Origin of the sequence: Loigolactobacillus bifermentans DSM 20003 (genome assembly GCF_001434575.1) — a bacterium.
Lineage (GTDB): Bacteria > Bacillota > Bacilli > Lactobacillales > Lactobacillaceae > Loigolactobacillus > Loigolactobacillus bifermentans.
In genome coordinates this window covers 66,787-83,760 of record NZ_AZDA01000018.1, presented here as the reverse complement: position 1 = coordinate 83,760, position 16,974 = coordinate 66,787, and the positions used below count along the sequence as shown (strand labels likewise).

At 46.8% G+C, this 16,974-nt stretch carries 17 protein-coding genes and 1 other annotated feature (1 of these 18 only partly in view); of the genes, 2 read left to right on the top strand and 15 right to left on the bottom strand.

From position 1 onward, the window contains the following. Positions 1-201 (bottom strand) — a binding site (T-box leader); it reaches 46 nt to the left of the window's first position. Positions 202-399: 198 nt separating this feature from the next. Continuing rightward, positions 400-1,440 carry an LCP family protein gene (locus FC07_RS03715; RefSeq protein ID WP_057903780.1) on the top strand — a complete coding sequence of 347 codons (1,041 nt, stop codon included), beginning with the start codon at positions 400-402 and terminating at the stop codon, positions 1,438-1,440. A gap of 81 nt (positions 1,441-1,521) precedes the next feature. Here the strand turns inward: FC07_RS03715 and FC07_RS03710 are convergent, their stop codons facing one another. The 3 genes from FC07_RS03710 to FC07_RS03700 all read right to left on the bottom strand — a co-directional run bounded on the left by FC07_RS03710 (position 1,522) and on the right by FC07_RS03700 (position 5,201). Continuing rightward, a complete protein-coding gene (locus FC07_RS03710) occupies positions 1,522-1,842 on the bottom strand; it encodes a hypothetical protein (protein WP_057903779.1) in 321 nt (106 codons plus the stop codon). 29 nt (positions 1,843-1,871) lie between these two features. Then, complete coding sequence (locus FC07_RS03705) at positions 1,872-2,936, bottom strand: M24 family metallopeptidase (RefSeq protein WP_057903778.1); 1,065 nt, start codon at positions 2,934-2,936, stop codon at positions 1,872-1,874. Between the two features lie 255 nt (positions 2,937-3,191). After that, positions 3,192-5,201 (bottom strand): C40 family peptidase, encoded by a 2,010-nt coding sequence (locus tag FC07_RS03700; RefSeq protein ID WP_057903777.1) that lies wholly within the window; start codon positions 5,199-5,201, stop codon positions 3,192-3,194. A gap of 363 nt (positions 5,202-5,564) precedes the next feature. On the opposite strand from FC07_RS03700, the gene FC07_RS03695 reads away from it, so the two are divergent. Next, entirely contained in the window at positions 5,565-6,269 is a 705-nt protein-coding gene (locus tag FC07_RS03695) for a metal-dependent transcriptional regulator (protein WP_057903776.1), read from the top strand. A gap of 132 nt (positions 6,270-6,401) precedes the next feature. Here the strand turns inward: FC07_RS03695 and FC07_RS03690 are convergent, their stop codons facing one another. The 12 genes from FC07_RS03690 to racE form a co-directional block, all read right to left on the bottom strand. Then, a complete protein-coding gene (locus tag FC07_RS03690; RefSeq protein WP_057903775.1) occupies positions 6,402-6,887 on the bottom strand; it encodes an S-ribosylhomocysteine lyase in 486 nt (161 codons plus the stop codon). 65 nt (positions 6,888-6,952) lie between these two features. Continuing rightward, positions 6,953-7,522 carry an LOG family protein gene (locus FC07_RS03685; RefSeq protein ID WP_057903774.1) on the bottom strand — a complete coding sequence of 190 codons (570 nt, stop codon included), beginning with the start codon at positions 7,520-7,522 and terminating at the stop codon, positions 6,953-6,955. Positions 7,523-7,536: 14 nt separating this feature from the next. Continuing rightward, entirely contained in the window at positions 7,537-8,112 is a 576-nt protein-coding gene (locus FC07_RS03680) for a non-canonical purine NTP pyrophosphatase (protein ID WP_057903773.1), read from the bottom strand. After that, positions 8,070-9,401 carry a bifunctional folylpolyglutamate synthase/dihydrofolate synthase gene (locus FC07_RS03675; protein ID WP_057903772.1) on the bottom strand — a complete coding sequence of 444 codons (1,332 nt, stop codon included), beginning with the start codon at positions 9,399-9,401 and terminating at the stop codon, positions 8,070-8,072. The genes FC07_RS03680 and FC07_RS03675 overlap by 43 nt, the downstream gene beginning before the upstream one ends. Further along, on the bottom strand, positions 9,398-9,961 hold the full coding sequence (folE, locus tag FC07_RS03670; RefSeq protein ID WP_057903771.1) for a GTP cyclohydrolase I FolE: 564 nt from the start codon (positions 9,959-9,961) through the stop codon (positions 9,398-9,400). Before folE ends, FC07_RS03675 begins: the two co-directional genes overlap by 4 nt. Beyond that, positions 9,958-10,797 carry a 2-amino-4-hydroxy-6-hydroxymethyldihydropteridine diphosphokinase gene (folK, locus tag FC07_RS03665; RefSeq protein WP_057903770.1) on the bottom strand — a complete coding sequence of 280 codons (840 nt, stop codon included), beginning with the start codon at positions 10,795-10,797 and terminating at the stop codon, positions 9,958-9,960. Before folK ends, folE begins: the two co-directional genes overlap by 4 nt. Positions 10,798-10,814: 17 nt before the next feature. Beyond that, positions 10,815-11,942 (bottom strand): dihydropteroate synthase, encoded by a 1,128-nt coding sequence (folP, locus tag FC07_RS03660; RefSeq protein ID WP_155797850.1) that lies wholly within the window; start codon positions 11,940-11,942, stop codon positions 10,815-10,817. Between the two features lie 259 nt (positions 11,943-12,201). Further along, the gene (locus FC07_RS03655) at positions 12,202-13,344 is read right to left on the bottom strand and encodes an N-acetyldiaminopimelate deacetylase (RefSeq protein ID WP_083483187.1); all 1,143 of its coding nucleotides are present in this window, start codon (positions 13,342-13,344) and stop codon (positions 12,202-12,204) included. A 20-nt stretch (positions 13,345-13,364) separates the two neighbouring features. Further along, positions 13,365-14,066: a 2,3,4,5-tetrahydropyridine-2,6-dicarboxylate N-acetyltransferase gene (dapD, locus tag FC07_RS03650; RefSeq protein WP_057903797.1), complete on the bottom strand. Its 702-nt coding sequence runs from the start codon at positions 14,064-14,066 to the stop codon at positions 13,365-13,367. Between the two features lie 16 nt (positions 14,067-14,082). Continuing rightward, a complete protein-coding gene (gene cbpB / locus FC07_RS03645; RefSeq protein WP_057903768.1) occupies positions 14,083-14,550 on the bottom strand; it encodes a cyclic-di-AMP-binding protein CbpB in 468 nt (155 codons plus the stop codon). A 129-nt stretch (positions 14,551-14,679) separates the two neighbouring features. Further along, positions 14,680-16,041 carry a ribonuclease PH gene (gene rph, locus FC07_RS03640; RefSeq protein WP_057903767.1) on the bottom strand — a complete coding sequence of 454 codons (1,362 nt, stop codon included), beginning with the start codon at positions 16,039-16,041 and terminating at the stop codon, positions 14,680-14,682. 4 nt (positions 16,042-16,045) lie between these two features. Beyond that, the gene (gene racE / locus FC07_RS03635) at positions 16,046-16,873 is read right to left on the bottom strand and encodes a glutamate racemase (protein ID WP_057903766.1); all 828 of its coding nucleotides are present in this window, start codon (positions 16,871-16,873) and stop codon (positions 16,046-16,048) included. Between the last annotated feature and the right edge of the window lie 101 nt (positions 16,874-16,974).

The following is a 16,974-nucleotide window of genomic DNA, read 5'->3' as shown; positions in this document are numbered from 1 at the left end:
TCTCACAATTAATATCTTATGACGTACATCCAACTTGACTATACGCTGCAATATATCGTTTGCCCACGGTTGGTCAGCACAAATGAGGCACCCGACCAACAAGCTCCAAGATCATCTTCACAACTTATAAAGGGTTCCCTTTCACCAAACGGAACTCGCTGGACCGATACAAGTTGCTACTCTTCTCTTCAACGCTTAATATCTTTTAACTTGTCTCTAAGATTATCACATTATTTTCTAATGTCAAGCAACTTCCGAAAAAAGATTTAAACCGCATTTGCGTGCTGGCCTTTACGAACCCTTAAATTTTTTCAAAATCATTAAATCCTGCCTCATGAAATTGTTTTTACGACAAACTCCGTTATAATGAAGACAAGCTTATTAACGAGGTGCTTATTTATGCGTAATCAACCGCTTCCGCCGCTTCATGTCGGCCGCAAACTATTTTTACTACTTGTTTCAGTTGCCTGTTTTGCGGCAGCTATTTTCGGGATTCGCGTTTATCAAACGGCGAACCAAACGGTGTCGAAAATGTATCACAAATCAGGCACCCCAGCGGCGGCGAGTATTCGCCAACAAAAGCCGACTAGTATTTTAATTTTAGGTGCAGACACTGGCGCCTTAGGTCGTAAATACCAAGGCCGAACGGACAGTATGATCCTAGCCACTGTCAATCCGCAAACCAAAAAAATCACGTTAAACTCCATTCCGCGCGATACTTTATCCGAAATGGTTGGGACGAAAAACCGACAAATGAATAAATTGAATGCGGCCTATGCCATTGATGGCGTAAAAATGGCCGTTAACAGCACTAAAAAGCTATTAGGTGTACCCGTTGACTATTATGTGACCGTCAACATGGGCGCCGTTAAAAAGCTAGTCAACGACGTTAACGGTGTCACGGTCAAAGTACCTTTTAGTTTTAATTATGAAGGGACGAAGTATAAAAAAGGCACCATGCACCTGAATGGTAAACAAGCTTTAAATTACTCCCGCATGCGTTATGATGATCCGAATGGTGACTATGGCCGTCAAAAACGGCAGCGCCAAGTGATTACCGCCGTGATCAAAAAAATGATGCAGCCCGCAATGGTTTCCCAGTATGATAAAATCATGCAAGATGTGGAACAAAATGTGAAGACCAACTTAACAAACGCTGATTTCAAGAGCTTGGTGCTCCATTACCGGAAGGCCGCCACCACCATCGAGTCTGATCACTTACAAGGCCAAAACGCCACATTAAACGGCGCATCTTATCAAATCGCTGCTACCACCGAACTGCAACGCTTATCCGATAAAATTCGTAAAGAACTGAACTTACAAACCAAAACGTTAAACAACGCCGAAACTTATGAAAATGCGCAAAACCCTGAATTTGATGGCAGTACCGTCACCAAATTCACAGTGGTTCCGCTGACCACCCAATCGACGTCCTACTAAAAAAGGCAAACCAACATTTCTAGATTAAGAAATGTTGGTTTGCCGCCATGCTGAGACGATGCAACTTGCATCGTCTTTTTGTTAGCCCCAAATCAGCGTTTGCACCAGTAGTCCAGCAATCAATACAAATAAAATCCCAATGATTGTTGCACCAATTGGATTGCGCGGATTCACCGTCCAACCAATGCCAAACAACTTAGGCAACAACAAGGGCTGGCGCCCACCTGGCGTGGTGTTGACCCAATAATACCAAGTGGTTGTCCCTAGCAGCGCCAACACGGCCAGTAGCATGATCACCATCCCGATCCGCTGAGGCGCACCGAAAGCCGTTAACAAAATAATCAACAGCAGCACGATGATACTGATCACCGGCCCATAACGCTTTAAATCAAAATTGCGCACTAGCCACACACCTTTTTACCCGCACCGCACTAAAGTTCAATGAGATCATGCGGTACGGAAATCATATTTTCAATGCCATTTTCAGTTACTAGTACTTGGTCTTCAATCCGAATCCCACCCCAACCCGGTAAATAAATGCCAGGTTCAACGGTGATCACATTACCAGCTGCTAAATCATCATCGCAAGCTAGAGTCAGCTGTGGAAATTCATGCACAAACATCCCAATGCCATGGCCGATATTATTATAATCATAATCTTCATAGCCAGTACCTGCTAATACCTCCCGCGCAGCCCGATAAATATCCGCTGCAGGTACCCCAGGTTTCATTCGGTCTAGGCAAACCTCAAGCATTTGTTGTTCTAATTTGTAAACTTCTTTTTGCTTGGCCGTTGCCTTGCCAACAACCACCGTACGGGTCATATCAGACAAATAACCGTTAAATTGGCAACCAAAGTCCATTAATACCAAATCGCCATATTCAATGGCCTTGCTAGACGGAATACCGTGCAATAATGATGAATTGGCCCCAGAAATTAAAATATTACCATACGGTTGCGTATCGGCGCCTTCAGCTACCATATAACTGGATAATTGGGCAGCCAGGTCCTTTTCTGTGACCCCAACACGAATCTCAGGTAGCAGTCGACGAAACGCCCGACAGGCAATTTCACAAGCGTTCCGTAAGTCGCTAAGCTCCGTTTCGTTTTTAATTTGTCGGAACCCTTCGATCACACCACTGGCTGGCACAAATTCAGCGGTCACATGCTCATTTAATAACTGATATTCTGCAAACACCAAATCATCTGCTTCGAACCCAATGGTCTGAATACCTTCCGCCGTGACAATATTTTGCAGCCCGACTTCATGCCCAATGATCCGCCAATTCACAATCGTGAAATCAGGTGCTTCAATCGCAGCTTGTTCTGTATACCGGGCGTCCGTTAAAATATATTGCGTTTCGGGTAAGATCAACAACGCCGAATCTGCGCCACGAAAGGTGCTAATATAGCGCACATTGGGTTCTTTTTGGATCAAGTAACTGTCTAAATGGTGTTCTGTCATGTAAGCACGTAACTTATCAATATTTTGCATGGTAGGCCCCCCTATTTATTTATCCGGTTAAAACGTCGATCGGCACTGCTTTAAAATGTTTCACAGCAACACTAGCAGAACAAATTTCAAATTTGGAAACGAGAAATAACCATTTTTCACGATTTCCAGTAAGCGTTTTCTGGACGACTTTATTGTAATTATATTCACATATCTAATGAGATGCAAGTTTTTCGGCAAATCTTCATTGTACAAAAAAAGACCTCGACTAGCGTCGAGATCTTGGTTGAGCTTGCTTTAAACTACACGAACCCCAAATGAAGGTTCGAAGTAACTTGAAATGGTTGCTACTTTGACATTTTCACCAGGTTGTGGTGCTGCAATATATTGGTTGTTCCCAATATACAAGGCAACGTGGTAAGTTGCACCTGCAGAACCCCAGAAGACTAAGTCCCCAGCTTGTAATTGGCTGATCGAGACTTTAGTCCCAGCATTTTCTTGAGAAGTGGTGACACGTGGAATTGAAACCCCAGCTTGTGCATAAGCCCATTGGGTCAAACCAGAACAGTCGAAGCCTTGGCCCGCTGTTTCGCCACCCCAAACATAAGGCACACCAATTTGTGATTCAGCAGCTGCGATTGCTTTTGAAACCGCTGATGAATTACTAGATGAAGTTGTTGTGGTTGTTGTTTTCGTAGTTGTCGCCGCCTGTGTTGTTGAACTTTGAGTACTTGCAGCTTTTGCGGCAGCTGCGGAACTAGCAGCAGCACTTGAGGCTGCAGCTGAACGTGCTGCAGCCGAACGAGCGGCAGCGCTAGAAGCTGCTAAGCTGGCATTCGCAGCAGATGTAGCAGCTGATTTTGCAGCAGCTTGACTGGCAGCAAGACTAGCATTTGCAGCAGACGTTGCAGCTGATTTAGCGGCAGCTTGGCTAGCGGCTACACTAGCATTGGCTGTTGATGTTGCAGCTGATTGGGCAGCCTGACTAGCAGCAGTTGACTGTGTCGTAGCAGAAGTAGCAGCACTAGAAGCTGTTGCTGAACTAGCCGTTTGATAAGTGGCATCAACGCGAGTCCGCTTTGCAATTGGATCTGCGACTTGGCCCTGTTGTTGCGTGCTGGAACTGGAAGCTGTTGATTGACTTGCAGTGGATTGTGTGGCAGCACTGGAAGCCGTTGCAGCAGCGGTTGATTGAGCAGCGGCACTGGAAGCTGCTAAGCTGGCATTGGCCGTTGAAGTTGCAGCTGAACTAGCAGCAGCTAAGCTGGCATTCGCAGCAGATGTAGCAGCAGCTTGTTGCGCAGCGGCACTAGAAGCAGCAGCGGTTGATTGAGCAGCTGCTTGGCTAGCATTTGCAGCGGATGTGGCAGCAGCCTGTTGTGCATTGGCTGTCGACGTTGCGGCTGACTGAGCAGCTGCTTGGCTAGCATTCGCAACAGAAGTTGCAGCTTGTTGCGCAGCCGCAGTTGATTGGGCAGCAGCACTGGAAGCTGCAGCTGTTTGAGCGGCAGCCTGTTGCTGAGCCGCAGCTTGCTGTTGTGCAGCTAATTGGGCATTCGCAGCAGATGTGGCAGCAGCTTGTTGCGCGGCAGCACTAGAAGCTGCTGCTTGTTGCTGTGCTTGTGCATTGGCGGCAACAGTTGCAGCCGCTTGGGTTGTGCTAACGGTGCTTTGTGGTGCAGCACTTGATTGACTAACCGTTGCGGTTGGTGTTGCAGCAGTACTTGTGGCAGCCTTGCTAGCCGTTAATTGAACACTTTCAGTGACAATCTTGGTGTTAGAAAGGTCTGTGTCATTCTTTGCAACATAAACACCAGGTACCCATTGGTTTGTACCAATTTGGTACCAAGTAATACCGTGGACTTGCTTTTCAGCTTGCACGGTTTTGGTTTCTTTAAATGTCAAATATTGACCAGTCGGTTGCAAGTCATCTGGTGAATTCCAGACGGTTGTAACCCCACCGTTATATTTAACGGTAATCGTTTCTTTAGTAGTTGTGTCCCCAAGATCAAGGTATTGTGCTGGAATCCATTCGCCGTTGCCAATGTGATACCAAGTCTCACCGTTGATTTGTTTGTTGCCTTGAACCTGAACCGTTTGTCCCTTCTCTAAGTAACGTTGTGCTTGTAAACCGTTACTTGGATCGGCCCAGACAGTGGTAGCGCCATTTTGGTAGGTTACCTTAGCTGTGGTAGCTGCAGCGTTTGCTTGTTGTGTGCCAACGAATGCTGCTCCAGCAAGACCAACGACCCCAGCCGCAACATATTTAGATAAATGACGCTTTGATTTTGACTTTGTCTCAGTCATTTGAGAGCCTCCTTCAATGTGCCTGAACCCAACTCTGCTGGGGTCCAAACGGGAATCTTTATCCGTTCCCTAAAACTTACGCCCTTCAGTATAACTTATTTTTTGAGACTTTTACAGCCACAAAATCAGTCTTAGGTCTGAGTCAACATTCTTGTAACATTTTAAAAATGCAATTGTGACGGGGACTATACCAGCATTTTCCTTAAAATTAACTTAATATCGCCACGATTTTGTTATCGTTTTGTAATATTTGAAATACAGAACTATCATTTTCAGGTTGAATCCACAACGCTTTTATAAGAACTATGCTATAATAAATGCTACTATGTCTTCAGCAAATGCTACAGGAGCGTGATAACGTCAATGACGCCAATAAAAGAAGATTACTTAAAAATCATTTTTGAACTTGGTGGTGCCAAACAGGAAGTTTCAAATAAACAAATCGCTTTAGCGTTAGGTGTGGCTGCTGGTTCAGTCACCGAAATGGTCTCAAAGCTAAAAAAGGAAAAGCTGGTGACGCATCAGCCCTATAATGATATTGCCCTCACTAAAAAAGGCTTAGATCAAGCCATTTTACTGATCCGCAAACATCGCCTTTGGGAAACCTTCTTAGCGCAAAAATTGGAATTTAAACTCGCCGATATTCATTCCGAGGCAGAGGTATTAGAACATGCCACGAGCCCCGAATTATTGGCAAAGTTAGATGCTTTTCTCGGCTTTCCCACCCACTGCCCACATGGCGGTGTGATTCCTGATCAAACAGGTCACTTCCAGGAAGAAAGCTACACGGTGTTGAATCAAATTCCCGATGGTCAAGTGGTGACAATCGAACGTGTCATTGACGACCATGAACTTTTGATTTATCTCCAAGATATCCAATTGAAGATCGAACGCCAAGTTAAAGTGTTGAAACACGAGCCTTTCGACGGTCCAATTGCCGTTGAAGAACTGGATACAGGACGCCAAATGAACATTAGTTTCAAGGCTTCCCACAACATTTTCGTTACGGATGAAAATGGTGACCCGCTTAAAATCGATAAAAAAGCACGCCGCTTAAAGCGTGATTAAACAGTGACCACCCACTTACTTGTGCGGTGGTCTTTTTTTGTCTTCATTTTGATGATGATTGTTTTGCCGTAACGATTCAGCATTTAAAAAAAGCACATCTAGCAAAATGCCAGATGTGCTGATGATGGTTGCTTATAATGATTTGGTAACGACCTTGCGGACAAATGGATCTGAACTAATGCCTTCGTCCAAGATTTTCTTGCACCATTCTTTGGCAGAGAACAATGAATGGTCACGGTAGTTCCCACAACTTTGAATTTCAGTGCCTTGCACGTCATCCCAAGTCGCTGGACCAGCGATAAATTCCAATGAGCCTTTCAAAGCAGCGGCCACTTCTTCAGTGGTGTGTTGGCCCCAAGTGATCAAATGGAAGCCAGTGCGGCAACCAAATGGTGAACAATCAATGACACCGGTTAACCGATCCCGCAATAAACCAGCCAGCATATGTTCAATGGTATGTAACCCAGCGGTTGGAATCGCATTTTCATTAGGCTGAACCAAACGAAGATCGAAGTTTGAGATCTCGTCGCCTTTTGCACCAGTTTCCACTGTGATCAAACGCACGTATGGTGCTTTAACCTTTGTATGATCTAATTCAAAACTTTCAACTTTTGCCATGTAGACGATCCCTCCATGATTTTAATCACTTCTATTGTAACGCAACCCTTGAGAAAACCAAGCGTTTAATTCTGGTATTTGTTGGCTTGGATATACTTAAAATTTGCAAAACCTTGAAAAGCCGCATCGACTGATTTGGCATTGATCACCAAAGACCGATTTTCAGCTGGCACAAAACCGCCTTTGATCATTTGGTCGATCATCCCAAACATCGAATCAAAGAAACCATTGATATTCAAAACGGCGATCGGCTTTTGATGTAACCCTAATTGACTCCACGAAATCGTTTGGTAAAACTCTTCAAATGTACCAAAGCCACCTGGTAACACCACAAAGCCATCCGCTAAATTGATCATTTTTGCTTTACGTTCACTCATATCACGTACTTTGATCAGTTCCGTTAGATTCGGTGCTTCAATGCCACGGTCAAAGAAGATCTGAGGCATGACGCCGATCACGTGGCCTTGTTGCTGCAAAATAGCCTGACTAATGGCCCCCATGAGGCCAATATCGCTGCCGCCATACACTAAATCTAAATGATGCTGTGTCATGGCCTGTGCTAAGGCCAGTGCTGCCTCCCGGTAAGCCGGGTCAGTGCCATTATTTGAACCACAATAAACTGCCAGACGTTTCACATTTTTCCCTCACTTTATAATTGCTTTGCCAATTGTTGTAACGCACGACTGCGTTGGTTAAGTGGCCGTTGCTGCGCCAATGGTAATTGGGCCAGGGTCGCCTGTTGCTCAGGTAGCCAGAAAATCCGATCAAACCCGCGACTTTGATCACCTAATTCTTCAGTGGCCAACGTACCTGTGACGCGCCCAACAGCAGAGCGTTCACGACCGTCGGGTAACCGCAACGCCAACGTTGTCACCATCGTGGCTTCCCGGCGCACCTCACCTTGCAATTGCTTCAATAAATAAGCATTCCAACTTAGCGGCGGCGCATAACGGTCTAACTCGCGTCGAGTGTGGATACCTAACCGGCTAGGCCAGACTGCCAATTCCAAACCACTATCATCAGTTAGCACCGCCACTGGTGCTGGCGGCTGGATCACCGCTAGTTTGGCTTGTGCATTTGCTAAATACGTTTGCCCATTTTCCACCGGCTGTTGTGTATACCATGCTGCCGGCACTGCTTTGATCGTCCAACCCAATGGTGTGGCCCAGTTTTGTAACTGGGCTAACTTATTGGCATTGTGGCTGGCGAACCAGAATGTTGCCATATTCCCACCGCCTTTAATAAATAAAAAGAACCTGTTACGATCACGGCGCCATTGACACCGGCCAACTGCTGGGCCTGGTGCAAGGCAGCTTGCGGATCAGGTTGCACCTGAACTGCCAAATCAGGTTGTTCCTGGTGTAACGTTGCGGCTAGATCAGCGGCCGCCAACGCCCGCTCTGGGTGAGCGGGTGTGGTGACGATCACCTGACTCGCATGTTGCGTCAGCCAAGGCAGCATTTTAGCATAAGCTTTATCTGCTAAAATCCCCACAACATAGATCCGTGGTTGTGTTGCGGGTAACAGCTGGTCTAAGCTGGCTTGCAATGCCTGGGCCCCAGCCACATTATGTGCGCCATCCGCAATGGTCACTGGTTGAGTCTGTACCAAGGCCAACCGGCCCCCTAAATGCGCTTGGGCAAAACCTTCCCGAATCGCCGTTCGCGTTACCGGAAGTTGGTTTAAGGCCAATAATGCCGTTAACACATTTTGGCCTTGATAGCGACCGGCTAGGCCAATTTGTAACGCGCGCCACTGAAAGTCAGCCGTTTGGACATTTAAAATACTCCCCGTTAACGTTTGCGCCTGCCAAGTTAATTGCGCGTCTGTGACGGTTAACACTTCTGTTGCATTGGCTTGGGCGGCCTGTGTTAAAACCGCCTGTACCTCAGCAGCTTGTTCAGGGGCACTGATCACTGACACACCTGGCCGCATAATCGCACTTTTCGTGGTGGCAATAGCCGTTAACGTATCGCCTAAAATCGCCATGTGATCATAGCTGATTGGCGTAAACACCACTAGACTCGGGTGTTCAATGGCATTGGTGGCATCTAATGCACCGCCTAACCCTGTTTCGACCACCGCCCAAGTGATGCCAGCATTAATAAAGCAGACCATGGCTAACAAAAAGGACCACTCAAAGGCTGAAACGGCGCATTCATCTAACGCAAGTTGAGCCAATGCCACCTTGACCTGCGCCACAGCGGTTAAAATCTCGGTTGGCGTCACCAATCGTTCATCTAATACAATTTGTTCCCGTGGTGTTTGCAAGGCTGGGCTGGTAAACCACCCTACCCGGTACCCTTGGGCACGTAAGGCGCTGGCAATCAAACAACCTGTAGACCCTTTGCCATTCGTACCTGCCAAATGCACGATTTTCAGGTGATCTTCTGGATGCCCTAACTGTGCCAAAATAGCACGCAATAACTGAACGCGTTCTGCACCGCCATACAGCATGCGCCCATCGATCCGTTGCCAAAAGGCTTGTTCCTGTGCGAGATCTGTTGCGATCACAATTGCACCCGCCGTTGAAATTCTGCTTTGGCTTCAGCATTGTTCAACGTTCCTCGAAAGCTAGCCGTTACGGTTTGACTCCCTGTTTTCTGGATCCCGCGCATTTCCATACACATATGTCGGGCCTGCACTTCCACAGCAATCCCAGCCGGGTCCAAAATCGTTTGCAATTCATCCGCAATGGCAGAGGTTAACCGTTCTTGCACATTTGGCCGCTTAGCACAGTAATCCACTAGCCGCGCAATTTTACTTAACCCAATGATTTGTTTGTGCTGTGGCACATAGGCCACATGGACATGGCCAAAAAATGGCAGTAAATGATGCTCGCACATCGAATAAAATGGAATATCCTTGACCAACACTAAGTCGTCTTGACTTTCAGTCGGGAATAATTTGTAATTTGTAAACTGCGGCTGCTGGACACTACTAAACACTTCAGCATACATCCGGGCAACACGTGCCGGGGTTTCCTGAAGTCCTGGCCGATCAGGATCTTCCCCGATTGCCGTTAAAATTGTCCGCACGGCTGCTTCAATTTGCGCCGTTGCTTCATCTGTCACGCTTGGTCACCTTCAATTTTCTCAATTCGTTGACTGGTTCCTAATGCCTGGAGCCAGGTTTGACACCGTTGTTGCAGCGGGCCAGTTGTAATCTCCACCATTGGCGCCAGCACAAAGGCCCGCCGTTGCATTTCCGGATGGGGAATGGTCAAGGTGGTGGTCTGCAGCTGTTGATCATCGTACATTAAAATATCGAGATCAATGGTTCGCGGTCCCCAATGAACGTTGCGCTTGCGCTGGCCGGCCTGTTCAATGGCTTGCAGCCGGGCCAATAAGTCAGCGGGGCTTAAAGTGGTGGTCAATGCCACCGCCTGGTTGTAAAAGTCAGGCTGTTCCACCCCACCCACTGGCGCTGTCCGATAAAAATGGGACACCTGGGTCACTTGAATGGTGGCTGTTTCGGCCAACAATTTTACCGCTTGTCGTAACGCAGCTTGAGGCGCCCCAAGATTCGCGCCAATACTAAGATATACGTGATGGCGGACTAGCGTTGTGCTAACCCCAACATAGTCCATAATCCCAGCGATCGGTGCCCCATATTTTCGCAACGTCAACTTAACTTGCTGGATCAACGGAAACTGAGCCAATAAGCTTTGGCCAATTAAATTCACCAAACTTTCGATCAATTTAAATTGATGTTGTTGCACAATGGTCGTCACCGCATCGTAGACAGCCGCATAACTCACCGTTTGTGCTAAGTCATCTTGGATGCCAGTTTGTTCAAACGGCACTTCAAACTGGGCGTCTAGTTCTAAGCGCTGACCTAATTTATTTTCTTCTGGCAATACCCCATTAAAGGTATAAAATTGCATCCGTTTGATTTGAATTTGCCCCAACGTGGCCTGCCCCCATTTTAATACGCAAAACTGCGCTTGATTTTATCAATGATCCGAACCGTTTGTTGTGCGGCTTCAATATCATGGGCCCGCATAAAATTCACATTTAAAGCCGCCGAATTGGCAAAAATCGCCATCGTCGGTACCAGCCGTTGTTCAGTTGGTAGCCCGTCTAATAGCTTGCCAATAAAGCCCTTATGGGAAGGCGCAATTAACGTCGCCACCCCTAACTGATTAAAATAATCTAATTCATGTAATAACGTATATTCTTGTTCATAGTTTTTACCATAAACACTGCCCAAACCAACGTCGATCACCAGTTGATTTTTACTTAAACCAGCGTTTAAACACTGCTCAATATCCGTGGCAAACTGTTGGCGAATATCACCTAATAAATCCGTATATTGATCCCCATCTTGGGTATGCATGATCACCAAACCGGCTTTGGCCTGGGCCACAGCTGTTAAAATACCAGGTTCATCCGTTAATGGTTTCACCACATTGATCATATCTGCACCAGCAGCTAACACAGCTTCTACCACTGGCAATTTATAAGTATCCACAGCAATTGGCACTGGCGTTTGGGCGCGAATGGCCTTCAAAACAGGTACTACCCGTTGAATTTCTGCTTCTGGCGTGATTTCCTGATAACCTTTACGGGTGGATTGACCACCAAGCTCGATCACATCGGCACCATGCGCCACCATGGCTTGGGCGCGGGCAATGGCCTTTTCTGGTTTTAAATAACGCCCGCCATCATAAAAGGAATCATCGGTAATATTTAACACCCCGTACACCTGGGTTTTCGCCGTGAGATCCAAACTGAACTGCCGGGCCTGAAATTGATGGGGCGCCTTTAAACTTGTTGCCACTTGTTGTAACGCGGTTAAATACCCTGCTAACGCTGGTGTCGACGTGATGGTAGGTAACTGATCCCACAACCAAAAAGTATCCACTAATAAAAACAATTGCCCCGCCACTTGTAACTGGCGAATATGGTGCTTGCGGTTAAAATCTGCCAAGACGGCCGGCCATTCCTGAACCGGCTTCACTTGTAAAATCACAATACTAGGCTTCAATAAACTGGCTAAATCCCCGACTTCTTGTGCAAATAACGTATTCGGCGAAACAGGTGTTAATTCCATCCGACTCATCCCTTTCCAGATCAAAATTCTACTTTAAAATTTGCCCAATAGGCTGGCAAAATCATTTTTGAGATTGCATTAATCCTACCGCATTTTCATGCGAACGGTCAACTGAAAAAAGGGCGCCTTGCATCACCAATGTCGCTTAACCGGTCACCTTGAAAATGGCCACCCGCCTGCGGACTTTTTAAAAGCATCACAGTGACTTGCGCGCCACATTAAAAAAGCACCAAACCCCATGAGGTTTGGTGCCCTTGATTTAAGCCAAAGTTTGATCCCGGGTTGAGAGATAACCGTAAATCGCGGCAATTCCCTTGTCAATGGCCTCGGTTTTAGGTGCTAAATGTTCTGAATGAAGCTGATACGGTTGGTCAATGCCTAACCAGAACATGGTGCCTTTTAATTTAGAAATCAAAAAACCAAAATCTTCGCCAGTCATGGCGGGTTCTGTTTCGATGTAAGTCACATCAGAACGGTCTTGCATGTAGTCAATGAAGGCAGCGGTGGTTTCTGGATCATTTTCCACGGGGTAATAGCCGCCTTGGTGTAAGTCTAAGTCAACTTCACACCCAAAGGCCAACGCGGTGCCCTGAGCAATCGTCTGCACCCGGCGTTGAATGTGCGCGTTCATTTTTTGGGTCAAGGCGCGAATGGTGCCATCGATCTGCGCAGTGCCGCTGATCACATTCCCAATGGTACCGGCATGGAATTGACCTAATGTCACCACGCCACTTTCAATGGGGTTCACATTCCGGCTAACAATGGTTTGCAGCTGGTTAACAAAGCTTGCCCCAGCAACGACCATGTCATTGGCCAAATGAGGATAAGCCGCATGCCCGCTTTTACCGTAAAACTTAGCGTGAATTTCGCAAGTTCCGGCAAATAGCGTGCCTTGGCGACACCCAATGGCCCCTGCTGGTAATTGCGGATTAACGTGCAACCCATAAATTTCATCTGGCCGCCATTCATCTAAAGCGCCCATTTCATAAAGCCGTTTGCCACCGCTGGCATTTTCTTCAGCTGGCTGAAATAGGAATAGAAAATTGTTGGCCGGTTGCACATCAGCAACATGGCTTAACACGCCTAAAGCCACACTCATGTGAATGTCATGTCCACAAGCGTGCATCCGCCCTGGATGCTTTGAGGCAAATGGTAACCCCGTTTGTTCTGCAACTGGCAACGCATCAATATCGGTGCGCCAACCAATGGTTTTCGCCCCAACTGTCCCGGTGACATGCACCAAAATGGCTGTTTCAACGGTTTTAATGGTTAAAAAGTCTTGGGGAAATTGTTTGATCACGTTTAATAAATAAGCCTGGGTCTCATGTTCTTCCAAACCAATTTCTGGAATCTGATGCAAATCTTGATAGATCTGGATCAACTGTTCGTGGTTGAGCGCCACAACTGTCATCTACCTTCCGCTTAAAGTTTACGCAATGCGTCTAAAATTTCCGTCTTAGACTTGGTTTTTTCATCAATATCTTTGATTTTCCGTGCTGGTACACCTGCAACCACGGTATTTGGTGCAACGTCTTCTGTGACGATTGCACCCGCCGCAACAACGGCGCCTTTACCAACGCGCACGCCTTCTAAAACAACGGCATTGGCACCGATCAATACATCATCTTCAACGACAACTGGTTGCGCTGAAGGTGGCTCTACAACACCGGCTAACACGGCGCCAGCCCCAATATGTGCCCGCTTACCCACTGTAGCACGGCCGCCTAAAACAGCCCCCATATCGATCATTGAGCCTTCGCCAATGACCGCACCGATATTGATGACAGCGCCCATCATGATCACAGCGTTTTTATGGATTTCAACTTGGTCCCGAATAAATGAACCTGGTTCGATTCGCGCATCAAATTGCTTCAGATCAACCATTGGCACGGCTGAATTCCGAGCATTATTTTCAAGATGGTAATCTTCGATCAAAGTCGCATTGGCCTTTAAAAAAGGTTCAACATCGGCCCAATCGCCAAATAACGTTCCCGTTTTTGTTTCAAAGAATGTTTGTAAGCTGGCAGGCACATCAAGCCTGGCCAAATCCCCTTTCACATAAACCTTAACGGGTGTTTTCTTCTTTGCTTCACTGATAAAGCGAATAATTTCGTTGGCGTCCAAAACGTCACGCACCTTTCTATTTTTCCTCTCGTGTTAGCGGCAAACCCTCACAATGATGCACCACATTGTTGAAACTTTTCATCATTTCTCGCCGTGTGACAATGCCGGTAAATTCACCGTCTTGTGCCACCACCGGCAAGAAAGGGTTGTCTACTAATAAATGTAATATTAACTCAATGTCATAGGGGTTTTCAACTGTTGTTACGTTTCGTTCGCAAACATCCCCCACTGTATGCCGCATTAATTGACTGGTATCCAGTTCAGACAGGCCTAACATGGTGTCGGTGATCATTGGCATCGACAATAGCCCCACAAAGTGGGAATCCGCTGTTAGCACTGGGATTTTCGCGTAACGTACTTTGGTTAAAACCAGAAAGGCGTGGTTTAATTTATTCTCCGCATAAACCGTCGCAACTTTCTCGGCCGGAATTAAAAAATGATCCCGGTTTTGATTTAATAGGTCAAGCATCGATTGACTAATCACAGATAAATGTCTCCCTTCATCCTATCAAGGCCGTACCATAAAAGCCCTCTTTCAAATAAAACACCTTCATTGTACAGGAAAAGTGTGTTTGAAACAGGGCCTTTGTGGGGAAATTCATAAAATTTTTAATTAATGCTCGGCATGTAACCAGTCCTGCCAAACTTTTTCCAAATTGCGAATCGCATTGCCGCGATGGCTCACTTGATTCTTTTCAGCTTGGGTCAATTGTGCCATGGACTTTTTTAGTGCTGGCACATAAAATAACGGATCATAGCCAAAACCGTTGTCCCCGCGGGGAATCGCCAAAATCTGGCCGGCGACTTCACCATCAACGACCAAGTCCTTGTCAGGTTGCCCTGGTTTGGCAAATACCAGCGTGGTATGGAAGGTCGCGGTACGCTTTTCCGGTGGCACATCCGTCAGCTCAAACATCAACTTCGCATTATTCGCCGCATCATTGTGGTCGCCAGCAAAGCGTGCAGAATACACCCCTGGTCGGCCGTGCAGGGCATCGACCATTAACCCAGAATCATCCGCCAACACTGGCAGGTCAAGTTTGCGCGCAATGGTATCGGCCTTTAACCGGGCATTCTCTTCAAATGTTTTCCCTGTTTCCTCAACGTCTGGCAAGTCAGGAAAATCCTTTAACGTTTTGACCGTTAAACCAGCCGGTTCAAATAAAGCTTTAAACTCGCTGGCCTTCCCTGCATTACGGGTTGCGATCACAATGGTTTTAGCTGACAACTGTGAGGTGTCATACGGGTGTAATAACTGTTGAAACTGATATTGTTGGGCTTGAATCAGCTTTTCCACCCCTTGCGTCCCTAAAGCCAGTAGATCATTGAGATCACTACCTGAAAAAGTAGCTTCTTCCCCAGTGCCTTGTAGTTCCACAAATTCACCTTGACTGGTCATGACAATATTCATATCCACCGCCGCAGCTGCATCTTCTTGATAATCGAGATCCAATACCGCTTCACCACTGGGCAAAATACCAACACTAATCGCAGCCAAGTCAGCCTTTAATGGTAATGCTGGTAATTGCTGGTCATCCACTAGCTTTTGTAACGCCAGCTTTAACGCAAAGAAACCGCCGGTAATGCTAGCGGTCCGCGTGCCACCGTCTGCCTGGATCACATCACAATCCACCACGATCGAGCGCGGCCCTAATTTTTCCAAATCCACAACTGCCCGCAACGCGCGCCCGATCAGCCGTTGAATTTCAACTGTACGGCCTGTTTGGCGACCTTTCGTCGCCTCCCGCCGTGTCCGCTCGCTGGTAGCTCGCGGGAGCATACTATATTCTGCATTGATCCAACCCTTGTCACCGCCACGTAAAAATGGGGGTAAGTTTTCCTCAACACTGGCATTACAAATCACCTTGGTATCCCCCAGTGCCATCAAGACTGACCCTTCCGGATTTTTTAAATAATGCGGGGTCATTTTTAACGTTCTTAATTCATTGTAACCACGATCATTGCGCCGTTGCATGAAGCTACCTCTTTTCTTGTGGCAACTGGGTCAAATCCACCCGTTGCGCGGTTAAGTCTTTTAATTGTAACCAACTGCTGGCGATCTCCGCAAACATGGTTGGGCTGCCGGTCGTATAAAAAGCCTCCATTGGCGGTGTGTCAGGTTGGTCATTGGCAATTTCAAAATAATCTAATAACATGGAAATTTGTGATACGGTTTCAGCGCCAGAATCGATCAACGTCACATCCGGTCCTAACCATTGTTGGAACACCGGCCGTAAAATGGGATAGTGCGTGCACCCCATCACCAACGTATCGATTCCAGTTTTCGCAAACGGTTGTAACCCTTCTGCCACGACTTTTTTAGCCACTGGCGAACGGAATTCATTACTTTCCACCACAGACACAAACTTAGGACAAGCCTGACTAAAAACCGTCATTTGTTGTGCCTTACGATGAATCGCCTGCTCATAGGCACCACTTTTAATGGTGGCTTGGGTTCCAATGACACCGATTCGTTGGTTACGCGTGGCTTTGATGGCCGCCCGCGCACCTGGTAAAATCACACCGATCACAGGAATCGGCAACGCTGCTTTGATCTCTGCCAACGCCGCTGAAGTCGCTGTGTTACAGGCAATCACGATCATTTTAACGCCTTGATCTAATAAGAAATTGGTCATTTGCCAAGTGTACGCCTTGATCTGGCTCACTGGCCGTGGCCCATAAGGATTGCGCGCGGTATCACCAATATACACCACTGATTCGTTTGGCAGCTGTTGCAGCGCCTCTTTTACCACGGTAAGGCCACCGACGCCGGAATCCATAAAACCAATTGCTTGTTGCTTACTCATCTTGATCTTCCTCTTATTCTTTTTTCGATCCGTCCATAAAACTCTGAAACTAAACTGTAACGCGAATTTTAAGATTCTGCAAGCTTTCAGAAACATTCTGC